The sequence below is a fragment of the Thermodesulfobacteriota bacterium genome (genome assembly GCA_040756475.1).
Taxonomy (GTDB): Bacteria; Desulfobacterota; Deferrisomatia; order Deferrisomatales; family JACRMM01; genus JBFLZB01.
On the sequence record JBFLZB010000065.1, the window covers coordinates 1 to 22,997 of the forward strand.

Annotated in this window: 14 protein-coding genes; all 14 read left to right on the forward strand. The window is 70.8% G+C overall.

Annotated features, from left to right (window positions below):
- Nucleotides 1-1,475 (forward strand): multicopper oxidase domain-containing protein (locus AB1578_11160; GenBank protein ID MEW6488454.1); only part of this gene is annotated, 1,475 nt, incomplete at its 5' end.
- Nucleotides 1,476-1,539: 64 nt separating this feature from the next.
- Nucleotides 1,540-2,946 (forward strand): multicopper oxidase domain-containing protein, encoded by a 1,407-nt coding sequence (locus AB1578_11165; GenBank protein ID MEW6488455.1) that lies wholly within the window; start codon nt 1,540-1,542, stop codon nt 2,944-2,946.
- Between the two features lie 183 nt (nt 2,947-3,129).
- Nucleotides 3,130-5,220 (forward strand): cytochrome c peroxidase, encoded by a 2,091-nt coding sequence (locus AB1578_11170; GenBank protein ID MEW6488456.1) that lies wholly within the window; start codon nt 3,130-3,132, stop codon nt 5,218-5,220.
- Nucleotides 5,221-5,258: 38 nt separating this feature from the next.
- Nucleotides 5,259-7,241, forward strand: a complete 1,983-nt coding sequence (locus tag AB1578_11175) for a CHRD domain-containing protein (GenBank protein MEW6488457.1) — start codon at nt 5,259-5,261, stop codon at nt 7,239-7,241.
- A 42-nt stretch (nt 7,242-7,283) separates the two neighbouring features.
- The gene (locus AB1578_11180; GenBank protein ID MEW6488458.1) at nt 7,284-8,651 is read left to right on the forward strand and encodes an Ig-like domain-containing protein; all 1,368 of its coding nucleotides are present in this window, start codon (nt 7,284-7,286) and stop codon (nt 8,649-8,651) included.
- Nucleotides 8,652-8,731: 80 nt separating this feature from the next.
- Entirely contained in the window at nt 8,732-11,425 is a 2,694-nt protein-coding gene (locus AB1578_11185) for a hypothetical protein (GenBank protein MEW6488459.1), read from the forward strand.
- Between the two features lie 169 nt (nt 11,426-11,594).
- A complete protein-coding gene (locus AB1578_11190; protein ID MEW6488460.1) occupies nt 11,595-13,070 on the forward strand; it encodes a S41 family peptidase in 1,476 nt (491 codons plus the stop codon).
- Between the two features lie 301 nt (nt 13,071-13,371).
- Complete coding sequence (locus tag AB1578_11195) at nt 13,372-13,617, forward strand: AbrB/MazE/SpoVT family DNA-binding domain-containing protein (protein MEW6488461.1); 246 nt, start codon at nt 13,372-13,374, stop codon at nt 13,615-13,617.
- Entirely contained in the window at nt 13,595-13,984 is a 390-nt protein-coding gene (locus tag AB1578_11200) for a PIN domain-containing protein (GenBank protein ID MEW6488462.1), read from the forward strand. Before AB1578_11195 ends, AB1578_11200 begins: the two co-directional genes overlap by 23 nt.
- Before the next feature lie 169 nt (nt 13,985-14,153).
- A complete protein-coding gene (locus AB1578_11205; GenBank protein ID MEW6488463.1) occupies nt 14,154-15,137 on the forward strand; it encodes a DUF6502 family protein in 984 nt (327 codons plus the stop codon).
- Between the two features lie 73 nt (nt 15,138-15,210).
- The gene (locus tag AB1578_11210; GenBank protein ID MEW6488464.1) at nt 15,211-16,785 is read left to right on the forward strand and encodes a DUF5666 domain-containing protein; all 1,575 of its coding nucleotides are present in this window, start codon (nt 15,211-15,213) and stop codon (nt 16,783-16,785) included.
- A gap of 618 nt (nt 16,786-17,403) precedes the next feature.
- Nucleotides 17,404-20,745, forward strand: a complete 3,342-nt coding sequence (locus AB1578_11215) for an SLBB domain-containing protein (protein MEW6488465.1) — start codon at nt 17,404-17,406, stop codon at nt 20,743-20,745.
- A gap of 245 nt (nt 20,746-20,990) precedes the next feature.
- Nucleotides 20,991-21,947 (forward strand): Wzz/FepE/Etk N-terminal domain-containing protein, encoded by a 957-nt coding sequence (locus AB1578_11220; GenBank protein ID MEW6488466.1) that lies wholly within the window; start codon nt 20,991-20,993, stop codon nt 21,945-21,947.
- A 190-nt stretch (nt 21,948-22,137) separates the two neighbouring features.
- On the forward strand, nt 22,138-22,997 hold an 860-nt coding region (locus AB1578_11225), incomplete at its 3' end, for an Rpn family recombination-promoting nuclease/putative transposase (protein MEW6488467.1).

Below are 22,997 nucleotides of genomic sequence, written 5' to 3' on the forward strand. Positions count from 1 at the left end.
ACTGGGCCTACGAGTTCGAGGCCCACGGGGCCCACTCCGGCCACGGCGGCGGCGAAGAGCCCATCCCGGTGCTCCGCATCCCCGGGCCGGTGATCTTCGCCTACGAGGGGGAGACGATCCACATCGATGTGGAGAACCGTTTCCCCAGCTCCCAGGACGGCGTGCCCCACGGCTTCGCCATCCCGGGCATCGTGGAGAGCGGCCCCATCCCCCGGGGCGAGACCTTCCACTGGGTGGCCCCGGCGCCCGCAGCGGGCACCTACCTCTACTTCGACCACCTCAACGCCCCGATCAACCGCGTGATGGGGCTCCACGGGGTGCTGGTGGTGCTGCCCCGGCGGGGCAACACCCCCTACTCGAACCCCACCCCGGCGGTCCAGAGTCTCTTCGACCACCTGGGCCGGCTCAACTGGAGCCCGGGCAGAGGGTCGGAGCACTTCCCCGGCCACCCCTGGGACCCGGCCCGCACCTGGGTCTGGCTCATGAGCACGGTGGATCCGTACCTCAACGAGCAGTTACGCCTCAACCCCGGCATGTCCGGGAGTCAGTACCAGCAGGACTACCTGGCCCAGTACTTCCTGATGAACGGCAAGTCGGGCTTCTTCTCGGCCCACAGCGACGACGTGTCGCCCTTCGGCCGCGAGGGGCAACCCGCGCTCATCCGCAACGTGAACGCCGGCCTCGGTACCCACTCGCCCCACATCCATGGGAACCACGCCTACCTCCTGACGTCGAACAACGCCTTCGGGCGGCCGGGGGTGACGAGCCTTCCCTATCACGTGGACGACGCCTGGACACCGGACCGGCGGCTTCCCCAGAACGGCTTCGTGCACAGCAACGTGGCGGGGCTCGACACCTGGTCCATGGCCCCCGGCGACCGGCGCGACCTGCTCGTCCCCTTCATCATGCCGCCCGACGTCCCGGCCGACCGGGCCGTGGTGGCACCCGTGGTGGACCGCATCGCCCGGGGCGGCACCGCCAACGCCTGGCCGCCGGTGGAGGAGCCCTATCCGCTCGTCTACCCCATGCACTCCCACAACGAGCTCTCCCAGACCGCGGCCGGGGGCAACTACCCCAACGGGCTGATCTGCCACTGGCAGGTGGACGGGCCCGTCGACACCTGGACCGAGGATGTGTTCGGGGTGAACCGAAGCCAGATCCTCCACCACGTACCCGGCCTGGACGGGGTCATCTCCGTGGAGAAGGCCGAGTTGCGGCTCAAGCTCAACCGCCTCCACGCCGAGGGCCGGTACTCCGGCAGCCCCGGCACCGAGCTCATGTTCTTCGCGGGGCACGACCACACCGGGCCCATGCTCGGCCGCACCACCGTGCGGGCCAACGGCACCTGGGAGTTCCGGGGACGGGCGCTCCCCGTAGCGCCCAGCCGGCGGCTCAGCGTCCACGCCGTGGTGCCGGGAGCCCCGCCGGACTTCCACGGCGGCGAGCTGCACGCAGTCCGGGTGGACGTGCGCTGAGGGCCGACCCCGGGCAGTCGGACCGACCCATCCCAGATCACGAAGCCAAGAGAGGAGCGATGCAATGGCCATAGAAGACATCATCCCGCGCGACCAGGACTTCCACACCCACGACGGAGCCACGACCTTCGACCCCCTCACCAGCCCGGCCGACCTGGTGATGATGCAGGAGTTCGGGGTCGCGGTGCCGACGAGCGAGCAGCTCCTCACTCGCAACGTCGCCGATCTCCCGACCCCGGAGGAGCAGGCCGTCACCCACCGGCTCAACCTCCTCGTCCCCGAGCTAACGGCGGGGCTCATCCCGACCCTCGACGATCTTCCCACCCCCGATCGGGTCGCCCCGGACCGGACGTTCGAGCGCCAAGGGCTGCACGACTTTGACCTGCCGGTCTACCCGGTGCGCACCGGCGGTACGGGCACCTTCGAGTTCGTGGAGATGTGGCCCTTCGAGGACACGGCGGCCGGTATCCTCACGTGGCCCTCGGCGCCCATCCGCTGCGTCGAGGGCGAGGTGTGCCACACCCGCATGAACAACCGGGGCGGCCCCCACACCATCCACCACCACGGCATCGAGCCCACGGCCTTCAACGACGGGGTCGGGAAGCTCTCCGTGGAGGTCGCCGGCCCCGACTACGTGTACCAGTGGCAGGCCAACGAGGCGGGCACCTACTTCTACCACTGCCACCGAAACACCGTGCTCCACTTCGAGATGGGCATGTACGGCATGCTCCTGGTGGACCCGCCGGCCCCGGTCGGGAGCGGCCTCACCGCCCCCTACGCCCTGGGAGGCCCCGGGTTCGTTCGCCGCCGGAGCGAGCTGGTGCGCTACGACCGGGAGGCCATCTGGGTGCCCGACGACATCGACCCCCGGTGGCGCGAGCTCGCCAACCGCAGCCGCCAGTACGGCATCGCGGACCCGGCGCCCCTCGGGGACCCCACGGGGTTCTTCTACCACTCGGACTGGAACGGGAACTTGAACGGCGAGTTCAACCCCCAGACGCCCCTGGTGAACGACGGCGATCCCGCGCTGCCCCCGGGGCTCCACTTCTTCGACCCCCGGTACTTCGTCATCTCCGGGGTCTCGGCCCCGTGGACCGTGCCCCAGGCGCCCGGCATGCCGGCCCGCCCGCCCACGGTCCCGCCCGACGGCGTCTCCGTGCGGGCGACCCCCGGCCAGACCGTGCTCGTGCGGCTCCTCAACGCGAGCTACACGACGATGCGTTTTACGTTCCCCCTCGACGCCGAGGTGGTGGCGGTGGACGGCCACACCCTGGGCCACGGGGACCGGGCCCAGTACAGCCAGCCCTTCACCGTTCCGGCCGGGGAGTCCTTCGTGCTCACCACGGCTCGGCGGTGGGACATCCTCTTCCACAACGTGCCTGCGGGCACCCACACGGCCAGCATGGAGTTTCGCAACTGGACCAACGACGCCCTCTTCTACACGGCCCAAGCCCAGATCATCGTGGCGTAGGGGAGGTGCGCAGCGAGCGGACCGGGGGAGAGGGGCCTTGGGGCGGGAGCTGCGGATGGGGTGCCGCCCCACCCCCCAATGGGGAGATTCCCCTACTGACGCATCAGTGGAATCGTGGAATGATCCTTGACTACAAAGTTCATCCTTGAGAGCTGGCACGAAACGCCGGAGCGGAGGACGCGGATGACCACGGACCCGACCCGAGGCCCGAAACGGGGAAGCACCCTCCTCCGAGCCGCCGTTGCGGCTGTCGGGCTGGTGAGCGGCGCCCAGGGCGGGTGGGCCCAGGGCCTGCCGGTCTCCCTGGACCAGGTGCCGATCCCCCGGCCCAACGTGGCCGGCACCCCGGGCAAGGTGCAGGGCGGCACCCATGACCTGGCGCAGATCATCCCGCCCGAGAAGGAGGCCGCGGCAGTCCGGCTTGGGAAGGCCCTCTTCTGGGACATGCAGGTGGGCAGCGACGGCGCCACGGCCTGCGCGTCGTGCCACTTCAAGGCCGGCACCGACGAGCGGGTGACCAATACCCTGAACCCGGGCATCGACGGCGTCTTCGACACCGTGGGCCCGGGCGGCACCCTGCGGCGCGAGGACTTCCCGTTTCGCAAGCTGGTGGACCCGGACAACCGGGGCACGGGGGGCGTGGACCCCAATGACCCGGCGGTCCTCTCGGATTCCGACGACCGGGTCGGCGCCCAGGGGGTGCCCCTGGCCCGGTTCCAGGGCATCCGCGAGGGGAGCGCCGAGGACGACGCAGCTCCCGAGAAGGACCGGGTCTTCCAGCGCATGCGGCGAAACGCCCGCCAGGTGACCGGGCGCAACACCCCCTCGGCCATCAACGCGGTCTTCAACTTCGCCAACTTCCTCGACGGCCGGGCCAACCACTTCTTCAACGGCGTCAATCCCTTCGGGCCCCAGGACCCGGATGCCCGGGTGTGGGTGGACGACGGGGAGGGGCTCGCCCCGGAGCTCGTCCTGCTGAACAACGCCTCGCTCGCCTCCCAGGCGGTGGGCCCCGTGAACAACGCGGTGGAGATGTCGTGGGACGGGCGGACATTCCCTGACACGGGGCGAAAGCTCCTGGACCTCCAGCCCCTGGCCCAGCAGGCCGTGCACCCCACGGACAGCACCCTCGGGGCCCTGGCCAATGCGACCCTCACCGGCAACCCCTCGGCCCGGGGCCTCGCCACCACCTACCGGGCCATGGTCCAGGCGGCCTTCCACCCGCGGTACTGGCAGTCGACGCAGGCGGTGCCCAGCGGCGAGGGGGCGGGCTTCGCCCAGATCGAGGCCAACTTCGCCCTCTTCTTCGGGCTGGCGCTCCAGATGTACCAGAGCACGCTCGTGAGCGACGACACGCCCTTCGACCGGTTCCTCCGGGGCAATCCCGCGGCGCTCACGGCGCGCCAGCGAGACGGGCTCAACGTCTTCTTCAGCGGCCGCACCGGGTGCGCCGACTGCCACCTCGGCCCCGAGCTCACCGGCGCCTCCATCACGCAGCTCCTCGCCCCCGACGAGCCGGGGCTCATCGAGGTGATGCCCATGGGGGACGGGGAGAGCGCCAACTACGACCTGGGGTTCTACAACATCGGCGTGCGGCCGGTGGCGGAGGACCGGGGCCGGGGGGGGACGACCCCCTTCGGGAACCCCCTTTCCTTCTCGCGCCAGGCCGTGATCAAGGCCGGGCTGGTGCAGGGCAGCGAGGAGCTCGGGTTCCTGAACTTCGACGATCGCTTCGTGCCCTCCCCCGGGTGCGTCCCCGACCCCTTCGCCGCCATCCCCGTGGTGTGCCCGCCGACCCCGGTGGCCCGGGTAGCGGTGGACGGCGCCTTCAAGACCCCAGGGCTGCGCAACGTGGAGCTCACCGGCCCCTACTTCCACAACGGCGGCACCCTCACCCTGATGCAGGCCGTGGAGTTCTACGACCGGGGCGGCGACTTCCACGAGGCCAACCTCGCCAACCTCGACCCGGCGATCCGGGCCATCGGCCTCAACGAGGACGATGTGACGGCCTTGGTGGACTTCCTCCTGGCCCTCACCGACGAGCGCGTGCGCCAGGAGGCGGCTCCCTTCGACCACCCGGAGATCCGCATTCCCGACGGCCACGGCCACCTGGGACAGGGCCACCCCAAGCGCCACGGGGGCACGGCGCTGGAGACCCGGTTTCGCACCATCCCCGCGGTGGGCGCCGCCGGCCGCGCCGCCCAGGGGCTCCCGCCCCTGCGCCCGTTCCTGTGGGACGGGACGGAAGACTTTCACTTCAAGCCGAGCTTCTGAGGGAGGTGCGAACCGTGCGCAACCGCTTGCAGGCATGCATGAGATGGAAGCACAGCGAGGGGCGTTCCAACGCCCTGCGAGGGATGCGGGCGGGCGCCCTCGGGGCGGCGTTGGTCCTGGGGGTGTGCACCGGCGCGGGGGCGGCGCTCGACTCCTTCGGGCCCGTCAGCATCGCCGACGGCTTCCCCGTCTGGTACCAGGACCAGAACGGCCTGAGGCTCCAGCTCTGCCTGGACCAGGACACCGTGAATCCGGCAGACCAGACCACGGTGATCCCTTGTCTCACCGACGAGTTCTTCCCCGGGCTCCCCATCTCCTTCCCGTTCAACTTCGGCTCGGAGGCGTTCTGGTGGTTCGCGGGGACGGCAGGCACCTACCTGAGCTCCAACGGCTTCGCCGGCCAGGTGATCTTCGACAGCGCCCTGGAGGCGGGCTTCTTCAACGAGATCCCCAACGACGGCCAGCAGGTCGCCTTCGGCCGCATCCGCCTGCGCATCGATGTTCCCGTCGCCGGGCAGTACCGGGTGACCCACCCCTTCGGCCAGGTGACCTACGACATCGCGACGCCGGGCATCCGCGCCATCAACCAGACCCAGGACGTGGGCGTGGCGCAGCCCTCGGCCGACTCCTTCGTCGCCGCCCTGGGCGACGGACCCGTCCCCCCGGAGCCGCCCGCCCTGGTCTCGCCCCGGGTGGACGACGACGGGCCGGACCGGAGCATCGGGCCGTTCCTGACGACCCCGGGCGACCCCGCAAGCCGGGTGCTCCTCAACGGCAACGCCTACCTGGCCCTCCCGGCGCTCGTGGACCCCGTCACCGGCCTGGAAGAGCTCCTCACGGTGCCCGTCGCGGGAGGCGTGAACGACTTCTTCGAGGTGGAGCTCGTGGATCCGGCTCCCGGCTTCTTCCTCGACGCGGCCTCCGCGTCCAACACCGTGCGTCTCGAGGCCTTCACCCTGGCCGGGAAGGTCTTCAACGACGGGGCGAACCTGGCGCCCGTGGCCCACCCCGACCGCTTCGGGGCGGCCCCGAACAGCAGCAACGAGATCCTCTACCCCCTGGCGAACGACGTGGACGTGCGCGCCCTCGACCCCCTGGACCCCCTGAACCCGGCAAACCCCGCCAACACCAACGTCCACGGGCTCCACGTGCAGGCCCTGGCGGTGCCCGGCGCGGAAGGGCTCGCCATGGAGGGGGTCACGGCCCGAGGCGGCACGGTCTTCCGCAACGTGGACCTCCTCCTGGGGCAGGCGGTCTTCGAGTACACCCCGCCCCCCGGCTTCACCGGGCTCGACACCTTCACCTACTTCACCCAGGACACGGGCGGGCTTCTCTCCAACGAGACCGCCGTCACCGTGGCGGTGGAGGACCTCCAGGTGACCGCCGCCGAGCTGCGCACCAGGCTCCTCAAGTGGACCGTCGAGGGCACGAGCTCCGACGCGAGCCTGCGCTCGGCCCTGGGCGGGGCCCAGGAGGTGCCGCCGGTGGAGACCACGGCCACCGGCGCGGCGACCTTCGTGCGGAACGCGGAGGCCACCGAGCTTGCCTTCTCCCTCGACGTGGCGGGCCTCTCGGGGGCTGTTACCGCCGCCCACGTCCACCTGGGAGCCCCGGGGGAAAACGGAGGCGTGCTCTTCACCCTCGCCTCCGCCGACTTCACGGTTGGCACCGGGAGCGGCGGCCTCGACGGAATCCTGACCGCGGCGGGCCTCACCCCCCAGGGCGACGTGACGACGTTTGCCGAGGCGCTGGCGGCCCTCTACGCCGGCCGCGCCTACGTGAACGTGCACACCGGCCTGAACCCGGCGGGGGAGATCCGGGGGCAGGTGCTCCCGAACCGGATCACCGTCCACGCCGGGCCCGACCTCGCCGGCCCGGCCGTGGGCAGCGCCCCGGTCGGCCCCGACGGAGTCTGGTCCCTGCGGGGCGGCGCCCTGGCGGGCCCTGGCGTTTCCGGAATGGTAAGCGTGCAGTCGGCCAACGGGGTGTCCCGAACGGCCGTTCCCTTGAGGGTGCGCTGAGTGCGGCACCCGGACAGATGCAGGACGAAGGGAGAAGGAATCATGAGACCAACAAGGTGGTCACGAATCATGGCGGCGGGCGCGTTCCTGGCGGCACCGCTTGCCGCCGCGGTGCTGGTCTTCGGCACGGCGCGGCCGGCGAACGCGGATCTCGCGGCGGTGGGACCCGTCGATCCGGGCCCGGTGGGCACGGGCTTCCCGCTCTGGTTCGAGGATGCGGTGGGCTTGCGCCTGCAGCTCTGCGACGAGTTCGACCCGGCCCTCCCCGCAGCGGAGCAGCCGCCCTGCATTCCCGAGCTGATCGACCCCAACGGCGGCTTCGTGGACGGCAACATCGGAGAAGCCCTGTTCTATGCGGCCGTGGCGGAGTTCGACGCGAACGGCGTCTCCGTGCTGGCCCAGTGCGTCCTCGAAGCGGCAGGCCCGGCGGCGGTCGGCGAAACGAACACCGTGGGCAACGTGGCGCTCCTCCGGGTGCAGAACCTCGTGGCGGCCGGGGACTACACCGTCGAGACGCCCTGCGCCACCTTCACTTTCAATGTTCCGGCCGATATCACGGCCGGTGAATTCCGTGGCGAAGGAGGGGCCTCCGGTGTTCCGCCGGACTTCGCCGGCGCGCTGCCCGGGGCCGTCCAGATCTTCGCCTCCAACGGCACCGGTGCTCCCGGCTTTCTCGGTGACGCCATCACCCCGGGCCCGCTCTCGAGCCCCCTGCGCCCCCTCGGCCCCACGGCCGTCACGATCACCTTCCCGGACGCGACGCAGGTCTCGGAAACCCAGTTCTCGGTCGTGGGCAAGGTCTCCGGCTGCACGGCGGACAACGTGGCGCCGACAGCGGTTGACGACGCCGCCGCCACCCTGGCCGCGACGCCGGTCGTCGTCGGGGTCCTGGCCAACGACTCCGACGTCGTGGTCGACCCGGTCGAGGGCCCGATCGTCGTGACCCCCGCGCCTGGGAGGGTTGCCATCGTCGCGGATTCCATCGCGCCGGCAGGCAGCGGTGCCGCCGTGGCCAACGCCGACGGCACCGTCACCTTCACCCCCGCCGCCGGGTTCTCGGGCGTCGCGACGTTCGCCTACACCGTGACGGACTTCTGCGGCCTCGTGTCCAACGCCGCCGCGGTCACCGTGCTCGTGGAAGACATTCAGGTCAACACCGCCGAGCTGCGCACCAAGGTGCTCAAGTGGCTCGTGGCCGGCGTGACCCTGGGCAGCCCCGAGGGCACCACCATGACCGTGCACGCGGGGGCCACCCTGGGCGGCCCGGCCCTCGGGACCGTGCCGGTGGGCCCGGACGGCACCTGGACGCTGGAAGGCGGCAACCTGGCCGTGCCCTCGGGCACCGCCGCCGTGAGCGTCGAGTCGTCCAACGGAGTCTCCCTGCTGAACCAGCCGCTGACCGTTCGCTGAAAGGACGCCACATGGAGAGAATCCGAAGCAACCCGCACCCGACCGATCCAGCCGTCATACCCAGAAGGGAGGTGGAGACCATGAGGAACACGAGATTTCGCAGAGCGCCCATGATCCTGCTGGCCGCGTTCCTGCCCCTGGCCCTGGCCGCCTGCGGCGGCGGGGGAGGCGGCGGACCCGATACGGCCACCCTCTCGGGGACCGTCCTGCGCGACGCGGCTCCCAAGGTCGCGGCCCCGGACGCTTCCCGCACGGCGGCGCGGGTGGCCGCCGACCTGCCGCTGGCCGTGGTCGCCGTGGAGGCGCCCGGCAACGTCGTGCGCGCGAGCCAGGCGCTCGGCACCGAGAGCGCCGTCACCCTGGCCGGCCTCATCGAGGGCCGCGACTACCTGATCCAGATCCGGCTCACCGACGCCGCGGGCCCCGTGCTCGCCGTGCTCGAGATCGCCGGGCGCGTCACCTTCAACGTGCCGGCCGGCACCGGGGCGCTCAGCCTGGGCGACATCGACATCGATCTGACCACGGGCCGCGCCTCCGCCTCGGCGGCGGGCCTCGCCGCCGCGCTCCCGGCGGCGGCCGGGGTTCCTGCGGCCTTCGCCGACGCCGACGCCGACGGCATCGCCGACGCCGCAGCGCTTGCCGACTCGGATGCCGACGGAATCCCGGACGGGTGGGTGATCCACTACTTCGGGCTCGTCCCCGACCCGGCCTTCGACCCGGATGCCGACGTGAACGGCAACGGCCTGACCAACCTCCAGGAGTTCCAGGCGGGCAACGACCCCCTCAACCCCGACACCGACGGCGACGGGATGCCCAACACCTTCGAGGTCGCCAACGGCCTCGATCCCCTCGACCCGGCCGACGCCCTGGTGGACCTCAACGGCAACGGCCTGACCAACCTCCAGGAGTTCCTGGCGGGCAACGACCCCCGCAATCCCGACACCGACGGCGACGGTCTGCCCAACGTGTGGGAGGTGGAGTTCGGCCTCGATCCCCTGGACCCGGCCGACGCCTTGGCCGACGCCAACGGGGACGGGATCTCCAACCTGGACGACTTCCTGGCGGGCAACGACCCCACCAACCCCGACACCGACGGCGACGGCATCCCGAACCTGTGGGAGGTGGAGTTCGGCCTCGATCCCCTGGACCCGGCCGACGCCCTGGTGGACCTCAACGGCAACGGCCTGACCAACCTCCAGGAGTTCCAGGCGGGCAACGACCCGCGCAACCCCGACACCGACGGCGACGGCATGCCCAACACCTTCGAGGTCGCCAACGGCCTCGATCCCCTGGATCCGGCCGACGCCCTGGTGGACCTCAACGGCAACGGCCTCACCAACCTCGAGGAGTTCCTGGCGGGCAACGACCCCCGCAACCCTGACACCGACGGCGACGGCATGCCCAACACCTTCGAGGTCGCCAACGGCCTCGACCCCCTGGACCCCTCCGACGCCGGGGTGGACCTCAACAGCAACGGCCTCACCAACCTCCAGGAGTTCCTGGCGGGCAACGACCCCCGCGACCCCGACACAGACAAGGATGGGGTGCTCAACGTGAACGACGCCTTCCCGCTCCAGTTCGTGGCGTGGGCCGACACCGACGGCGACGGACGCCCGGACTTCTTCAACCCCGCGGCCACAACGGAGCAGATCGCGGCCTCGGGCCTCGTGCTCGACCCCGACGCGGACGGCGACGGCGTCACCAACGACGCCGACAGCTTCCCGCTCGACAACACCCGCTTCGCCGAGTTCACCCCGGGGACCCTCACCCCGGCGGAGAGCACCTTCAGCGCGGCCGTGGCCATCAACGGGGCCGGCGAGATCGTCGGGTTCTCCGATGACCCGGTCGCCCAGACCGTGCACGCCACGAGGTGGCAGTTGGGCTCCACCGGCCGCCAGCTCCTCGGCGCCCTCGCGGTAGGCGCGTCTTCCGCAGCGTACGACACCAACGGCTTCGGCCGGATCGCCGGCGAGTCGGGCGACGGCCTCGGCGGCTTCTTCGCGGTGGTCTGGAACGATGCGACCGCGGCCGCCGTGCTTCTGCCGGGGCTGGCGTTGGACGCCTGGAGCGCCGGGTACGGCATCAACGACGCCGACGTGGTGGTCGGCGAGGCCGAGGACGCCGGCGGCGTGGACCGCGCGGTGGCGTGGAAGTGGGACGCAGGCACCACCACCGGCAGCGAGGCCGTGGAACTGGGCTGCCTGACCGTGGAGGGTCCCTGCTCGGCCTTCTACGTGGCCGACGGAGGACTCGTGGTGGGTGAGAGCATGGGCGCCGACGGCTTCGTGCACGCCGTGGCGTGGAAGGTGGACGTCAACGGCGCCAAGACGGCGGGGCCGGTGGATCTGGGCCTCGTCGCCCTGGGCACCGGCAGCGCGGCCTACGGCGTGAACGACGCCGGCCTGGTGGCGGGCGAGGTCACCGACGGCGAGGGCACCCTGCGGCCGGCCACGTGGACCGTGGACCCGGAAACCGCCGTGATGACGGCCGGGCCGACCCTGCTCGGGGACACCCCCGGCGCCGCCTGGGCCGTCAGCCACAGCGGCCGCCTGGCCGGCGTCGCCACGGGCGCCCTGGCCTTGGGCGAGGATGCCTCGGTGGTGTGGGACGACAACTTCACCGACCCGACCTTCTTGGAGCCGGTGCAGGCCTCCGGCATCAGCCGAGCCTACGGCCTCAACCTGGACGGCGCCGTGGTCGGCACCTTCCTGGACGAAGGGGGTGCCAGCCAGGCCTTCGTCGCCACCCAGGTCCAGGGGTCTGTCGGACCCTGAGCCAAGCGGGGGCGCGGCCCGCCGTGGGGCCCCCCCCCCCGACGTCTCACTGCAGAAGAGGGGAGGGGCTCGCTTGGGGTCCCTCCCCTCTTTTCTCTCCCGGTGTCGACGCGGCACCGGTCCAACCATTGGTTTCTCGCCCTGAAGGACCCCTCTCCGAGGACACCCCATGCCGCGGCACGTCCCGACGGACCACCGGATAGCCCCCCTTCTCCTGCTCCTCGCACTCCTGCCCTGGGGCTGTGGAGGCTCGAGTGACGCCGACGATCCGACCGGCATTCGCAGGGAGGGGGATCTCCTGGTGGGGGGAAGCACGGGGCTAGTGCTCGCCATTCCCCAAGATCTGCCCGCCGAGGTGACGCTGGAAAAGCTGACCGCCGTCTACGCGGCGGTGGAGGCCGCCCCTGCGTGCCGAACCTCCGTTTTGGGAGAGGCCGTGGACCTCCTTCTCGCCCAGGGGTGTCTTCGCTACCAGCGACTGTACCTGTATCCCGAGCTCCTGCCCCGGTCCCTGGACGGGTTTTCGACGCTCGCGGACTACGTGGCGGAGCTCCGGCTCACCGATCCCTTCACCAGCCTCTTCGCCGCATCGGTCTTCCAGGATGCCGTGCAGCCGGCCCTCACCGGAGCGAGGGCCACCATTGGGCTGCGCCTGGGGATTCTCGGCGGCGCCGAGACGGTCTCCGATTCAGGCCCGCTCACGGTCACCGAGGTCCTTCCCTTCACGAGGGCGTGGTACGACGGCCTTCAGGCGGAGGACCGCATCGTCGCGGTGCATCGCCCGCCGGGCGTCGTGCACGCCTCCGTCCAGGGCCTGACGCTGGACCAGGCCTTGGAGCTCCTGCCGCGGGAGGAGGCCGAGGAGGCGGAGATCACGGTCGACCGCGGCGGGCGGCTCGTGGTCGTGGCGACCGCCGCCGAGGTCCACCTGGCATTTCTCCTGCAGCCCGACGTCGCCTACTTCAGTGTGCGAAGGTATACGACGCTGACGGGGCAGCACGTCCGGGACGACTACCTGGCCCTCTCCCAGGAGGCGGGTGCCGCCCCTGGCAAGATCATCCTGGACCTCCGCGGCAACGGGGGAGGAAGCGTCACCGGAGCCCTCGAGTTGACCGACTACCTGGTGGACAACGACGAACCCCCCAACACCCACCCGATCCTCACCTTCGACGGCACGCTGTTCCAGAACACCTCCCGCTACCTGGGCGGATTCGCTGCCAACCTCTCCGGCGTGACCCCGGAGAACTTCGTGGTCCTGGTGGACGGCGCTACGGCGTCGGCGTCCGAGGTCACGGCAGCCGCCCTGCGGGACTATGGAGTCGCGACCCTGGTAGGCACGGCGACCTTCGGCAAGGGCGTGCGCCAGGACGCCGTGACGCTCCTGGACGGCTCGAGACTCTTCATCACCTCCCACTTCATCCTTCCGCCGTCGGGGGTCTCCTACCACGGCATCGGGATCGACCCCGATCTCCTCGTCGAGGCAACCGTGGCCGAGGGCACCATCACCCAGGCCCAGGACCCGCAACTCGAGGCGGCAGTGGCGCTCCTGCTCGGATCGACCCCCGTCTCCCAAGCGCAACGGGCAAGGCGCGTGCCGCGGACGCCCACCGAGGACCCCTGGTCCCGGTTTCTGGGAACCCAGTGATCGCGGGCAGGTCTCGGGTTCGGTTTCGGACGAACCATCTTCCGGTTCGGAACGCCGAGTTGGGGTGCGGTGGCCCGACGTGAGGGCCCCGCGCGGCTCCCCCCGGGTAGGAGCCTGCTCCCGCAGGCGATGCGGCCCCGCAAGGGCCGCTCCAGCGGCTGGCCTTCCGCCGGCTCGCCTGCTGTTCGGCCAAACCTCTGCCCCCGCCGAATCGTGTTGGCCCACCTTGAGAGCGTTTCACGGAACGGGTACGCTGGGAACGGCACGGCTGAATGCACCCGCGAGGCATAGGAGAGCTGCGATGCAACCCGTGGAAAGAGTCGTCAAGGTGTCGCCGAAGGGGCAGATCACCTTGCCCCGGGGGGTAAGGGAACTGCTCGCTTCGGATACCGTTCGGATCGTGGCGGACGAAGACACCATTCGCATCGAACCGGTGCGGGACCTTGCGGGAAGCCTCAGCCGCTACGCACTGCCATCGGTCTCCCCCGATCAGGAGAAGGACACGGCGTGGACGGAGGCGATGCGTGAAAAACATCCACGTCGTTGATGCCAACGTGATACTCCGCTATCTGCTGGCCGACCATCCCGATCATCATCAACGGGCGAGAGTGTTCTTCGAGGGGGTGATTCGGGGTGATACGCGCGCCTTCATCCCCGAGGGCGTTCTCGTCGAATGTGTCTATGTTCTCCTCAAGGTCTACGGCGTGCCCCGAGCCGAGGTCGCCGATCGGCTCTTGGGGGTACTCGGGTATCGGGGGGTTGCAAACGAAGACCGAGCGGTCCTTCTTGCTGCCCTGAGGCTCTTCGCCAAGAAGCCCGTGGACATCGTCGATGCCCTCGTGGTGGCCACCGCGGAAGCCAGGGGTTGGCAAACATTCAGCTTTGATCGCGATATTTCGAAACTTGTCCGGTAACCCCCACCACCTCGGGCTCGGGGCCTCTTCCTGGCGCTTCAGGGCCTTCCCTCTTCCTCCTCTTGCCTCCCCGGCCTCCTCGTGATCTGTATCTCAATGGTCAAGTAGCCACAAATCTTACCCGATCGGTCTCTTGCGGCAGATCAGAGTTGGGACGAAAATCCCAACCATGGCTACCCAGACCTCCCGAGCCCTCGCGGCTGCCACCGACAAGATCCTGCGAAGCCTGGCCCGGGTGCTCCTGCGCCACGGCGTGGCGTACGGAGAGTTCGCCGAGTGGGCCAAGCGGGCCTTCGTGGCTGCGGCCGACGACGGTTTTGGTCTTCCCGGGCGCCGGCCGTCGGCGTCGCGGGCGGCGGTGCTCACGGGGCTCTCCCGCAAGGAAGTGACGCGGCTGCGCCGCCAGCCCGAGCCGGCGGACGCGGACGCGGAGCTGCGGTACAACCGGGCGGCCCGGGTCGTCAGCGCGTGGGTGCGGGAGCCGGGGTTCCAGGCAGCCCCAGGGGCCGACCAGGGCGCTGCGGAGCCCGCGCCCCTGCCGGCGGAGGGGCCTGGGGCGAGCTTTTCCGAGCTGGTGCGCCGCTTCAGCGGGGATGTTCCCGCCCGGGCCGTGCTCGACGAGCTCCTGCGGGTCGGCACGGTCGCGCGGCTTCCCGACGGGCGGATCGAGCTGCTGGAACGGTCCTACGTTCCCCGGATGAGCGCGCAGGAGAAGATCGAGATCCTCGGCACCGACGTCTCGGACCTCATCGCCGCCATCGGGCACAACCTGGACGCGCCCCCGGAGGAGGCGTTCTTCCAGCGCAAGGTGTCCTACGACAACCTCCCCGACGAAGCGTCGGCGGCCCTGCGCCGGGAGGCGGGCCGACGGGCCCAGGCCCTGATCGAAGAGCTCGACCGGCTCTTCGCCCGTCACGACCGCGACGTGACGCCGGAGGTGGCGGGGGCCGGGCGCAAGCGCCTGGTGACCGGGGTGTACGTGTTCGAGGAGGACGTTCCCGCCGAACCGCCGCCGCTGAGCCACGGTGAAGAGGCGGCGGTTCGCGGCACCGAGATCCACGCTTCGTCACCCGAACCGCCGGCGGCTGCCGTGCGACGCGCGCGGCCGAACCCACCGGCGCCGCGCGGAAAAGAGGGAGCCGCCCGGCCATGAACGAGCTCAACGCAAGGTTTCCTGCGCGACCAAGCAACGGCACCGCCGTTCAACCCCGAGAAGGAGGCAAGTCATGAAGACAAGAATCGTTCGTTGGTTGCTGGCCCCGGCCCTGTTCAGCCTCGCCCTGCTCCCCGCCTGCGGGGGCAGCAGTGGGGGGAGCAGCGGCGGCGGAACCGGGGGTTCCGGGTCCGCGTTCGTCTCGGGCACCATCGACAGCTTCGGCAGTATCCGGGTCAACGGCCTGACCCTCGAGACTCCCGCCGGGACTCCGGTGAAGATCGACGACAACCCCAAGGGCCTCGACGACCTCCAGGTGGGCATGGTGGTGCGCGTGGAGGCGGAGCTCAACGACGACCGGGTCACCGGCCGGGCCGAGGGCATCGAGGCCGTACACGAGCTCAAGGGGCCGGTGACGGCCGTGCTCAACCCGAGTACCGGCACCATCGGCGTCCTCAATCAGGTGGTGCGCCTGATCGACACCACGGTCTTTGCCGATCTCCCCGGGGGCGCAGGCTCTCTGGTGGTCGGAGATTTCGTGGAGGTGAGCGGATTTCGGTCCGCCGACGGCTCCTTCCGGGCCACCCGGGTCCAGCGCAAGGGAGCCGGCTTCGACGACGTGCCCGAGGCCGAGCTCGAGGTCAAGGGGACCGTGGCGAACCTGGACACCACGGCCGACACCTTTCGGCTCGGCACGTTGACCGTCGACTACGGCCTGGCGGTGCTCGACCCGAGCGTCGCGGCGGCGGGCGGCCTGGCCAACGGCCTCGTGGTAGAAGTGAAGAGCGACCAGGATCTCCTTGGCGGTGCGGTGGTCGCTTCCTTCATCAAGGCTGAGAACCCCGAGCTCGAGCACGGCATCGAGGTGCGGGCCAAGGGCATCATCACCTCGTTTGTCTCGGCCACGGACTTCGAGGTGGACGGCCGCTTCGTGACCACCACGGCCCAGACCCAGTTCCGGCGCGGCACCGCGGCCAGCCTGGCCGTCGGCAGGGTCGTGGAGGTGGAGGGCGAGGTGAACGATCAGGGCGTGCTCGTGGTCCGAGAGGTCTCCTTCGAGCTCGCCAAGACCGTGAAGCTCCAGGGCGACGTGAGCGCGAAGACGGCGAGCAGCGTTACCGTGCTCGGGGTGACCGTGCAGGTGAATGCGTCGACCATCCTGCGCGACAAGCGCGACGACGTCTCCCCCTTCGGGCTGGACCAGCTCCAGGTGGGCGACCGGGTCGACCTGCGCGGCTTCCTGGAGGGCGGCAGCGCCGTGGCCGCCCGGCTGGAGCGGGAAGACCCCCGGTCCGACGGTCGGGTGATCCTCCAGGGGCCGAGCTCCGGCGTCGCGGGAGACGTGGTGACCGTGCTCGGCGCCGAGGTGGACACCTCCACGGTGAGCGACAGCCGCTTCGAGAACGCCGCCCGGCAAGACATCACCCGCGCGGCGTTCCTCCAGGCAGCCGGCGTGGCCGGCACCCTGGTGAAGTTCCGGGGCACCCAGACGCCGGCCGGCATCACCTGGGAGCGCGCCGAGCTCGAAGCGCCCAAGGCCTTCGCCAACGACGGCTCCAACGAGTTCGAGTTCGAGCTCGAAGTGGAGAACGAAACCGAGAACGAGACGGAAAACGAGACGGAAAACGAGACGGAGACCCCGGGCTGACCGGAGTGGGGGGGCGCCCGCGGCCGTGAACGAAGAGGCCCACCCCGCCAGGGGTGGGCCTTTCTTCCGAGCCGTCACAACCACCCTGTAGATCGTCGGGCTTCTGCGGGGGAGTGGCCAGCTCCACCGACCGCAAGGGGTCTCGCCAAGGGGCTCGCCGAGTTCTCTGCGCCCCTCCAGCCTGGCGGTGCAAGGTCCGGGCAAGGTGGATAGGCCATTGCCTTGTGCCCGGCGACCCCGGGCGCCCGACGGCCGTTTGCTCCCCTCGCAGGCCGGTGTTATATGCTCTCCGTGACTTTACGTGAGGGGAGGGACTCCCGTATCCTACCTCCCTGGTTGGCCTCCCGGGAGGCGGTCCCTGCCCAGCCGGTAGGGTCGTTTGCGATTCCACGCAGAGCTTCGATGCCGCCGCCGCGGGGCGCCCCCAGGCCTAGGTGCTCCCCACCCCGCCGAGCGGGTCCCCGACGGTTTCACCCCCCGAGAGAAGGCCGTGATGACGGGACCAGCCCTCGCCGCCACCCTTGCCCTGGCGACGCTCCCCCCCGGGAGCGCCCGGCGGGCCACCTCCCGGGTCCACCTTCCCCGGCCGGGAGCTTTCCGACGCCCAAGAGGTTGTTGATGCGCCCACACGTCCTCGGGCTCGCGCTCTGCCTCGCCTTCGCGGGCTCCGGCCTGGCCGCGAGCCCTCCTTCGGCTGCCCGAGCCCAGCTCCCGCCCGGGGTCTCGCTGCCCGACAATCTGGACGTGAACCGTCTGCTGCGGCAGTTGGAAAGACCCGCCCCGGGTTCGACGCCGGCCCCTCCTGCTGCCGCTGTGCCAGGCTCGCTTACGACCGACGAAGGCCGGGCCGCGGCCGAGGAGGAGCGGGAGGAGCAGAGGAAGCAGGAGCACCGCGGGGCCCTGCGGCGCCAGGCGGAGGTCCTTCTGCGCGACGGGGTCCTCTCCGAGGACGACCGCAAGTTCCTGGCGCTTCGGGGTCAGGAGCTGGGCCTGGAGCCCGGGGAAGCGGGGGAGGTCATCGCCGGTGCCGTGGAAGCGCACCGGCGGCTCCTGGTCTACCGCTCCTACGTCGAGACCTTCCTCGGCGACGGCGTGCTCGACCCCACGGAGTCGGAGCTCCTCGCGGGCAAGCGCGCAGAGCTTCAGATCTCCGAGGCGTCGCACGGCGACGAGCTCAGCCGCGCGCGTCAACGCGCCGGCGGGCTGGCCCGGGATGTCCTCCAAGAGGTCAAGGGCGCGACCCCGGACTCCCCGGCCCCTTCCCTGGAGCGCTTCGGCCGCGGGGTGTTCGATCAGGCACCTGCGCTCTTCACCCCCCCCGCGGGGACCCCGCCGCCGGATTCCTACGTCATCGGGCCCGGCGACGAGTTCCTCGTCACCCTCTGGGGGCGCTTCGAGAGCGAGAGTCGGCTGGTCGTCGACGGGGAGGGGCGCGTGCAGTTCCCCCGGGTGGGGCCCGTCCGGGTCGGGGGGCTGGCCTACGCCGACGCCCGGGCGCTGCTCAAGGCCCGGGCGGAGTCCATCACGGGGGTGAGCGCGGCGGTGACGCTCTCCGGCACCCGATCGGTGCAGGTCTTCGTGGTGGGCGAGGCCCAGCGGCCGGGCTCGGTCACCCTGACGCCGCTCTCCACCGTCATCCACGCGGTCATGGCTGCCGGCGGGCCCACCACCCTGGGCTCGCTTCGCCGGGTGCTCCTGCGCCGCGCGGGCAACGTGGCGGCCACCCTCGATCTCTACGACTTCATCCAGAAGGGCGAGACCCGGGGTGACCGGCCCCTGGAGAACGGCGACGTGGTGGTGCTGCCCAAGGCCGAGACCCTCGTCCGGCTCCAGGGCCGGGTCAAGCGCCCTGCCATCTACGAGCTCAGGCAGGGCGAGGGCCTTCGGGCCCTCCTGCAGCTGGCCGGAGGTCTCGAGCCCGACGCGTTCGGGGGCCGCCTCCAGGTGGAGCGCGCCGAGGGAAACCGGCGGCGCGAGGTCCTCGACGTGGCCTTCTCCGAGCTGGCCGGCGATTTCGAGCTTCGCGACGGCGACGTGGTCCGGGTCTTTCCCCTGGACCCGGAAGTCCGCAACCAGGTCACGCTCCTGGGCCACGTGTACCGGCCCGGGGCCTACGCCTTCGCCGAAGGCATGCGGGTGGCCGACCTCCTGGGTTCTACCGAGAATCTCAAGCCCGACGTGGACCTGTCCTATGGTGTCGTGCTCCGCGAGACCGGGCCCGACCGCACGCGGGAGGTGCTCCCCTTCCGGCCCGGCCCGGCGCTGGAGGGCCGCGGGCCGGCCGAGAACCTCGCGCTTCGCCCCCGGGACGAAGTCTACATCTTCTCCCGGTACCAGTTTCGCCCGCCCCTCCAGGCCCAGGCCACGGGGGAGCTCCGGAGCCCGGGCCTGTACCGCATCCCCCGGGGGGCCCGGGTCGCAGACCTGGTGCGCCTGGCCGGCGGCCTGGGGCCCGAGGCGCTCCTGAGCCGGGCGCAGGTGCTCCGGTACCTGCCGGACCGCTCCCGGGAAACCCTCTACGTCGACCTCGGCAGGGCGCTCGCCGGCGACCCCGCAGAGAACCTGGAGCTCGCCGACCAGGACCACCTGATCGTCCACTCGGTCTGGGACGAGACCTTCGAGGAGACGGTCCGGATCGAGGGGGAGGTGAAGCGGCCGGGCCGCGTCCCCCTCACCCGGGGGATGACGGCGAGGGAGCTCGTCTTCAAGGCCGGGGGCCTCACCAAGGATGCCTACCTGCCCGTGGCCCACCTCTACCGCACCGACCGGCGCTCGAAGGAGGTGACGATCCACACCTTCCACCTCGAGGGGGCCCTGCAGTCCGACCCGGCGGAGGACCTGCTCCTGCGCGATCAGGACCACGTGGTCATCCACTCGGCCTTCCAGTTCGCGCCGGTGCGCACCGTGAGCGTGTCGGGCCAGGTCAACGCCCCGGGCACCTACCCCCACGCCTCGAACATGAGGGTGCGCGACCTCGTGCTCGCCGCCGGCGGCGTCAGGGAGCAGGCCTACCTCGCCGAGGCCGAGGTGGTGCGCACCCGGGTGGTGGAGGGCGAGATCGCCGAGGTGGAGACCGTGCGCTTCTCCCTGGAGCGGGCCCTCGCCGGCGACCCCGAGGCCAACCTGCCCGTGGGGCCCTGGGACAAGCTCTTCGTCAAGACCATCCCCGAGTGGCGCGAGACCTGGAAGGTCGAGCTCTCGGGGGAGGTGCGGTTCCCGGGCACCTACTACATCTTCAAGGGCGAGCGCCTCTCCAGCGTCCTCGAGCGCGCCGGGGGCTACACCCCGGAAGCCTACCTCCGGGGCGCGGTCTTCACCCGGGAGAGCGCCCGGGAGCAGCAGCAGCGCCGCCTCGACGAGCTGCGCGACACCCTGGAGCAGACCGTCCTGCGGGCGGCCTCCGCAGAGGTGCAGACGGCCCTGAGCCCCGAGGACGTGGCCGCCCAGAGGCAGTTCCTGGAGGCCCAGCGGCAGCTCCTCCAGAAGCTCCAGGCGGTCCGGGCCACCGGCCGCGTCGTGATGCGGGCCCTCCCGCTGGACGAACTCCGGGGCACCCAGTGGGACATCGTCCTGGAAGACGGCGACGCCCTCGCCCTGCCCAAGACCCCCCAGACCGTCGCGGTGGTGGGCGAGGTCTACAACCCCACGAGCCTGCTCTGGGAGCCCGACAACCGCCGGGTGGAGCACTACCTCCAGAAGACCGGCGGACCCACCCCGGACGCGGAGGACCGGCGCATCTACGTGGTCCGTGCCGACGGCACCGTGGTCAGCCCGGGCAGCGCCGATTCCGGCAACTGGTGGTCTCGGGGGGGCATCCGCAGCCTCGACCTCCTGCCGGGCGACACCGTGCTCGTGCCCGAGAAGGTCCTCCGGGTGAGCTTCATGAGGGAGCTCAAAGACATCACCCAGGTCCTCTTCCAGATCGCCGTCACCGCCGGGGTGGCCGTGGCGCTGTTCTGAACCGCCGGCCGTGAAAGGTCCCTGCTGGCCTGCCCGAAGGGGCCGGTGTCGGCCGCCTGCGGCGGCTGTTCCCGGTGTCGGCGGCCACAGGCCGCTGTTCCCGGTTGAGACCCGGTTGAGATCTTAACCGGGAACTGGGAACCTGGAACCGGGAACTCGCCCCGCCTCGTCTCCCCCCCTTGACCCCCGGGGCCCCGGTTTCCTATGATGCCGCCTTCCCATCCCGACCCAGAGGCTTCGCCCGTATGCCAGACCTCCCGACCGCTTCCTCTGGGCCCGGCCCCCAGGGTGCCCCGCCCGGCGCCTACCCCGTCTACCCCCCCTTCTGGGGCCCTCCGCCCGACGACGAGATCAGCCTGCTCGACCTGCTGGCGGTCCTGCGCCGGCGATGGCTCCTCGTTGCCCTGGTCACCCTCCTGGGCACCGGCGCCGCCCTGGCCTACGCCTTCCTCGCCACCCCCGTGTACCGGGCCCAGGCCGTCATCGCCCCGCCGGAGCAGAAGCGGGCAGGCGGGGCCTCCATGGCCCTGGCCGCCTTCGGGGGCCTGGGAGCCGAGGTGGCCGGAAGTCTCGGGGTGTCCCTCGGGGGTGCCGACGCCAACCGCCTGGAGGCCCTCCTCAAGAGCCGGCGGCTCCTCCAGCGCACGGTGGCCAAGCACGACCTCCTTCCCGTCCTCTTCGCCCGCGACTGGGACCCGGAGAAGAAGGCGTGGAACGTGGAGCGCCCCGAGGACGTCCCCACCTTCTGGACGGCAGAGAAGCAGCTCGCCGGGCTCTACACCGTTCGCAACGACCCCAAGGCCGGGGTGCTGAGGCTCTCCTTCGATTGGACGCAGACCGCCCGCGCGAAACAGATCCTCGAGGCCTTTCTCACCGAGCTCGCCCTCTCCATCCAGGAGGACGAGCTTCGAAAGATAGAGGCCAACCGAGCCTTCGCCGAGGAGCAGCTCGTCCGGGCCACCGACCCGGTCATCGTGGCCAAGCTCCAGAGCCTCCTCTCCGAGCAGGTGGAAAAGGCCATGATGGCCCGAAACGTGGAGCACTTCGCCTTCGAGCTCATCGACCCCCCCTCGGTCTCCGACCACAAGGTCAAGCCCAAGCGCGCCCTGATCGCCGCCCTCGGCCTCACCGCCAGCGCCTTCCTCGGGGTCTTCCTCGCCTTCTTCGCAGAGTGGGTGCGAAACGCCCGCCGCCGGGAGTAGGGCGGTTCCCAGTTCCCAGTTCCCAGTTCCCGGTACCCGGTACCAAGCTGCGCCCTCCATCGAGTTTTCCGTTCCGGGTCTTGTGCTTCAGGCTCCCGGCTTGTCTCCCAGACGAACCCGGGTAGAGTGGCGCCACCCTCGGCGCCCTATCCTGGACCCCCACCCCTCGACGCTTCGCGAGAGGGCCCCCATGGCACAACACGACCAGGGCTACAAGCTCCTCTTCTCCCACCCCCGCATGATCCAGGATCTGCTTACCGGCTTTGTCGCCGAGGAGTGGGTGGCTCAACTCGACTTCTCCACCCTGCAGAAGGTCTCCACGAGCTTCGTCTCCGACGACCTCCGGGAACGGGAAGACGACGTCATCTGGCGGGTGCGCTGGAGCGGGCAATGGCTCTATGTCTACATGCTCATCGAATTCCAGCGCACGGTCGATCCCATGATGGCCGTGCGCCTTTCTACCTACCGCGGCCTCCTCTACCAGGATCTCGTTCGTTCCGGCGCGGTGGCCGTCGGCGCCCATTTGCCCCCGGTGGTTCCCATTGTTCTCTACAACGGCACACAGCGTTGGACCGCCCCCCTCGACCTGGCTGACCTACTCGGGCCCCATCCCGGGGGCCTCGAGCGCTACCGGCCCGTAGCCCGCTACCTCCTGCTCGACGAGGGCGCCCTGGCCGCCGCGGCCCCGGCGAACTTGCGAAACCTTGCGTCCGCGCTCTTCCGGATGGAAAATAGCCGCACACCCGAGGACCTGCGCGACGTGCTCTTCGCCCTCGCCCAGTGGCTGCGCGACCCGGCCCAGGCAGATCTTCGACGGTCATTTACCGTCTGGATCAAGCGGGTGCTCCTGCCGGCCCGGATGCCGGGCATCGACGTCCCGCATGTCAACGATCTCGAGGAGGTAAGCGCCATGCTGGCCGAGCGCGTCACCGAGTGGACCCGGGACTGGAAGCAGCAGGGGATCGAGGAAGGCCGCCGGGAAGGCCGCCGGGAAGGCCGCCGGGAAGGCCGCCAGGAAGGCCGCCAGGAAGGCCTCCAGGAAGGCCGCCA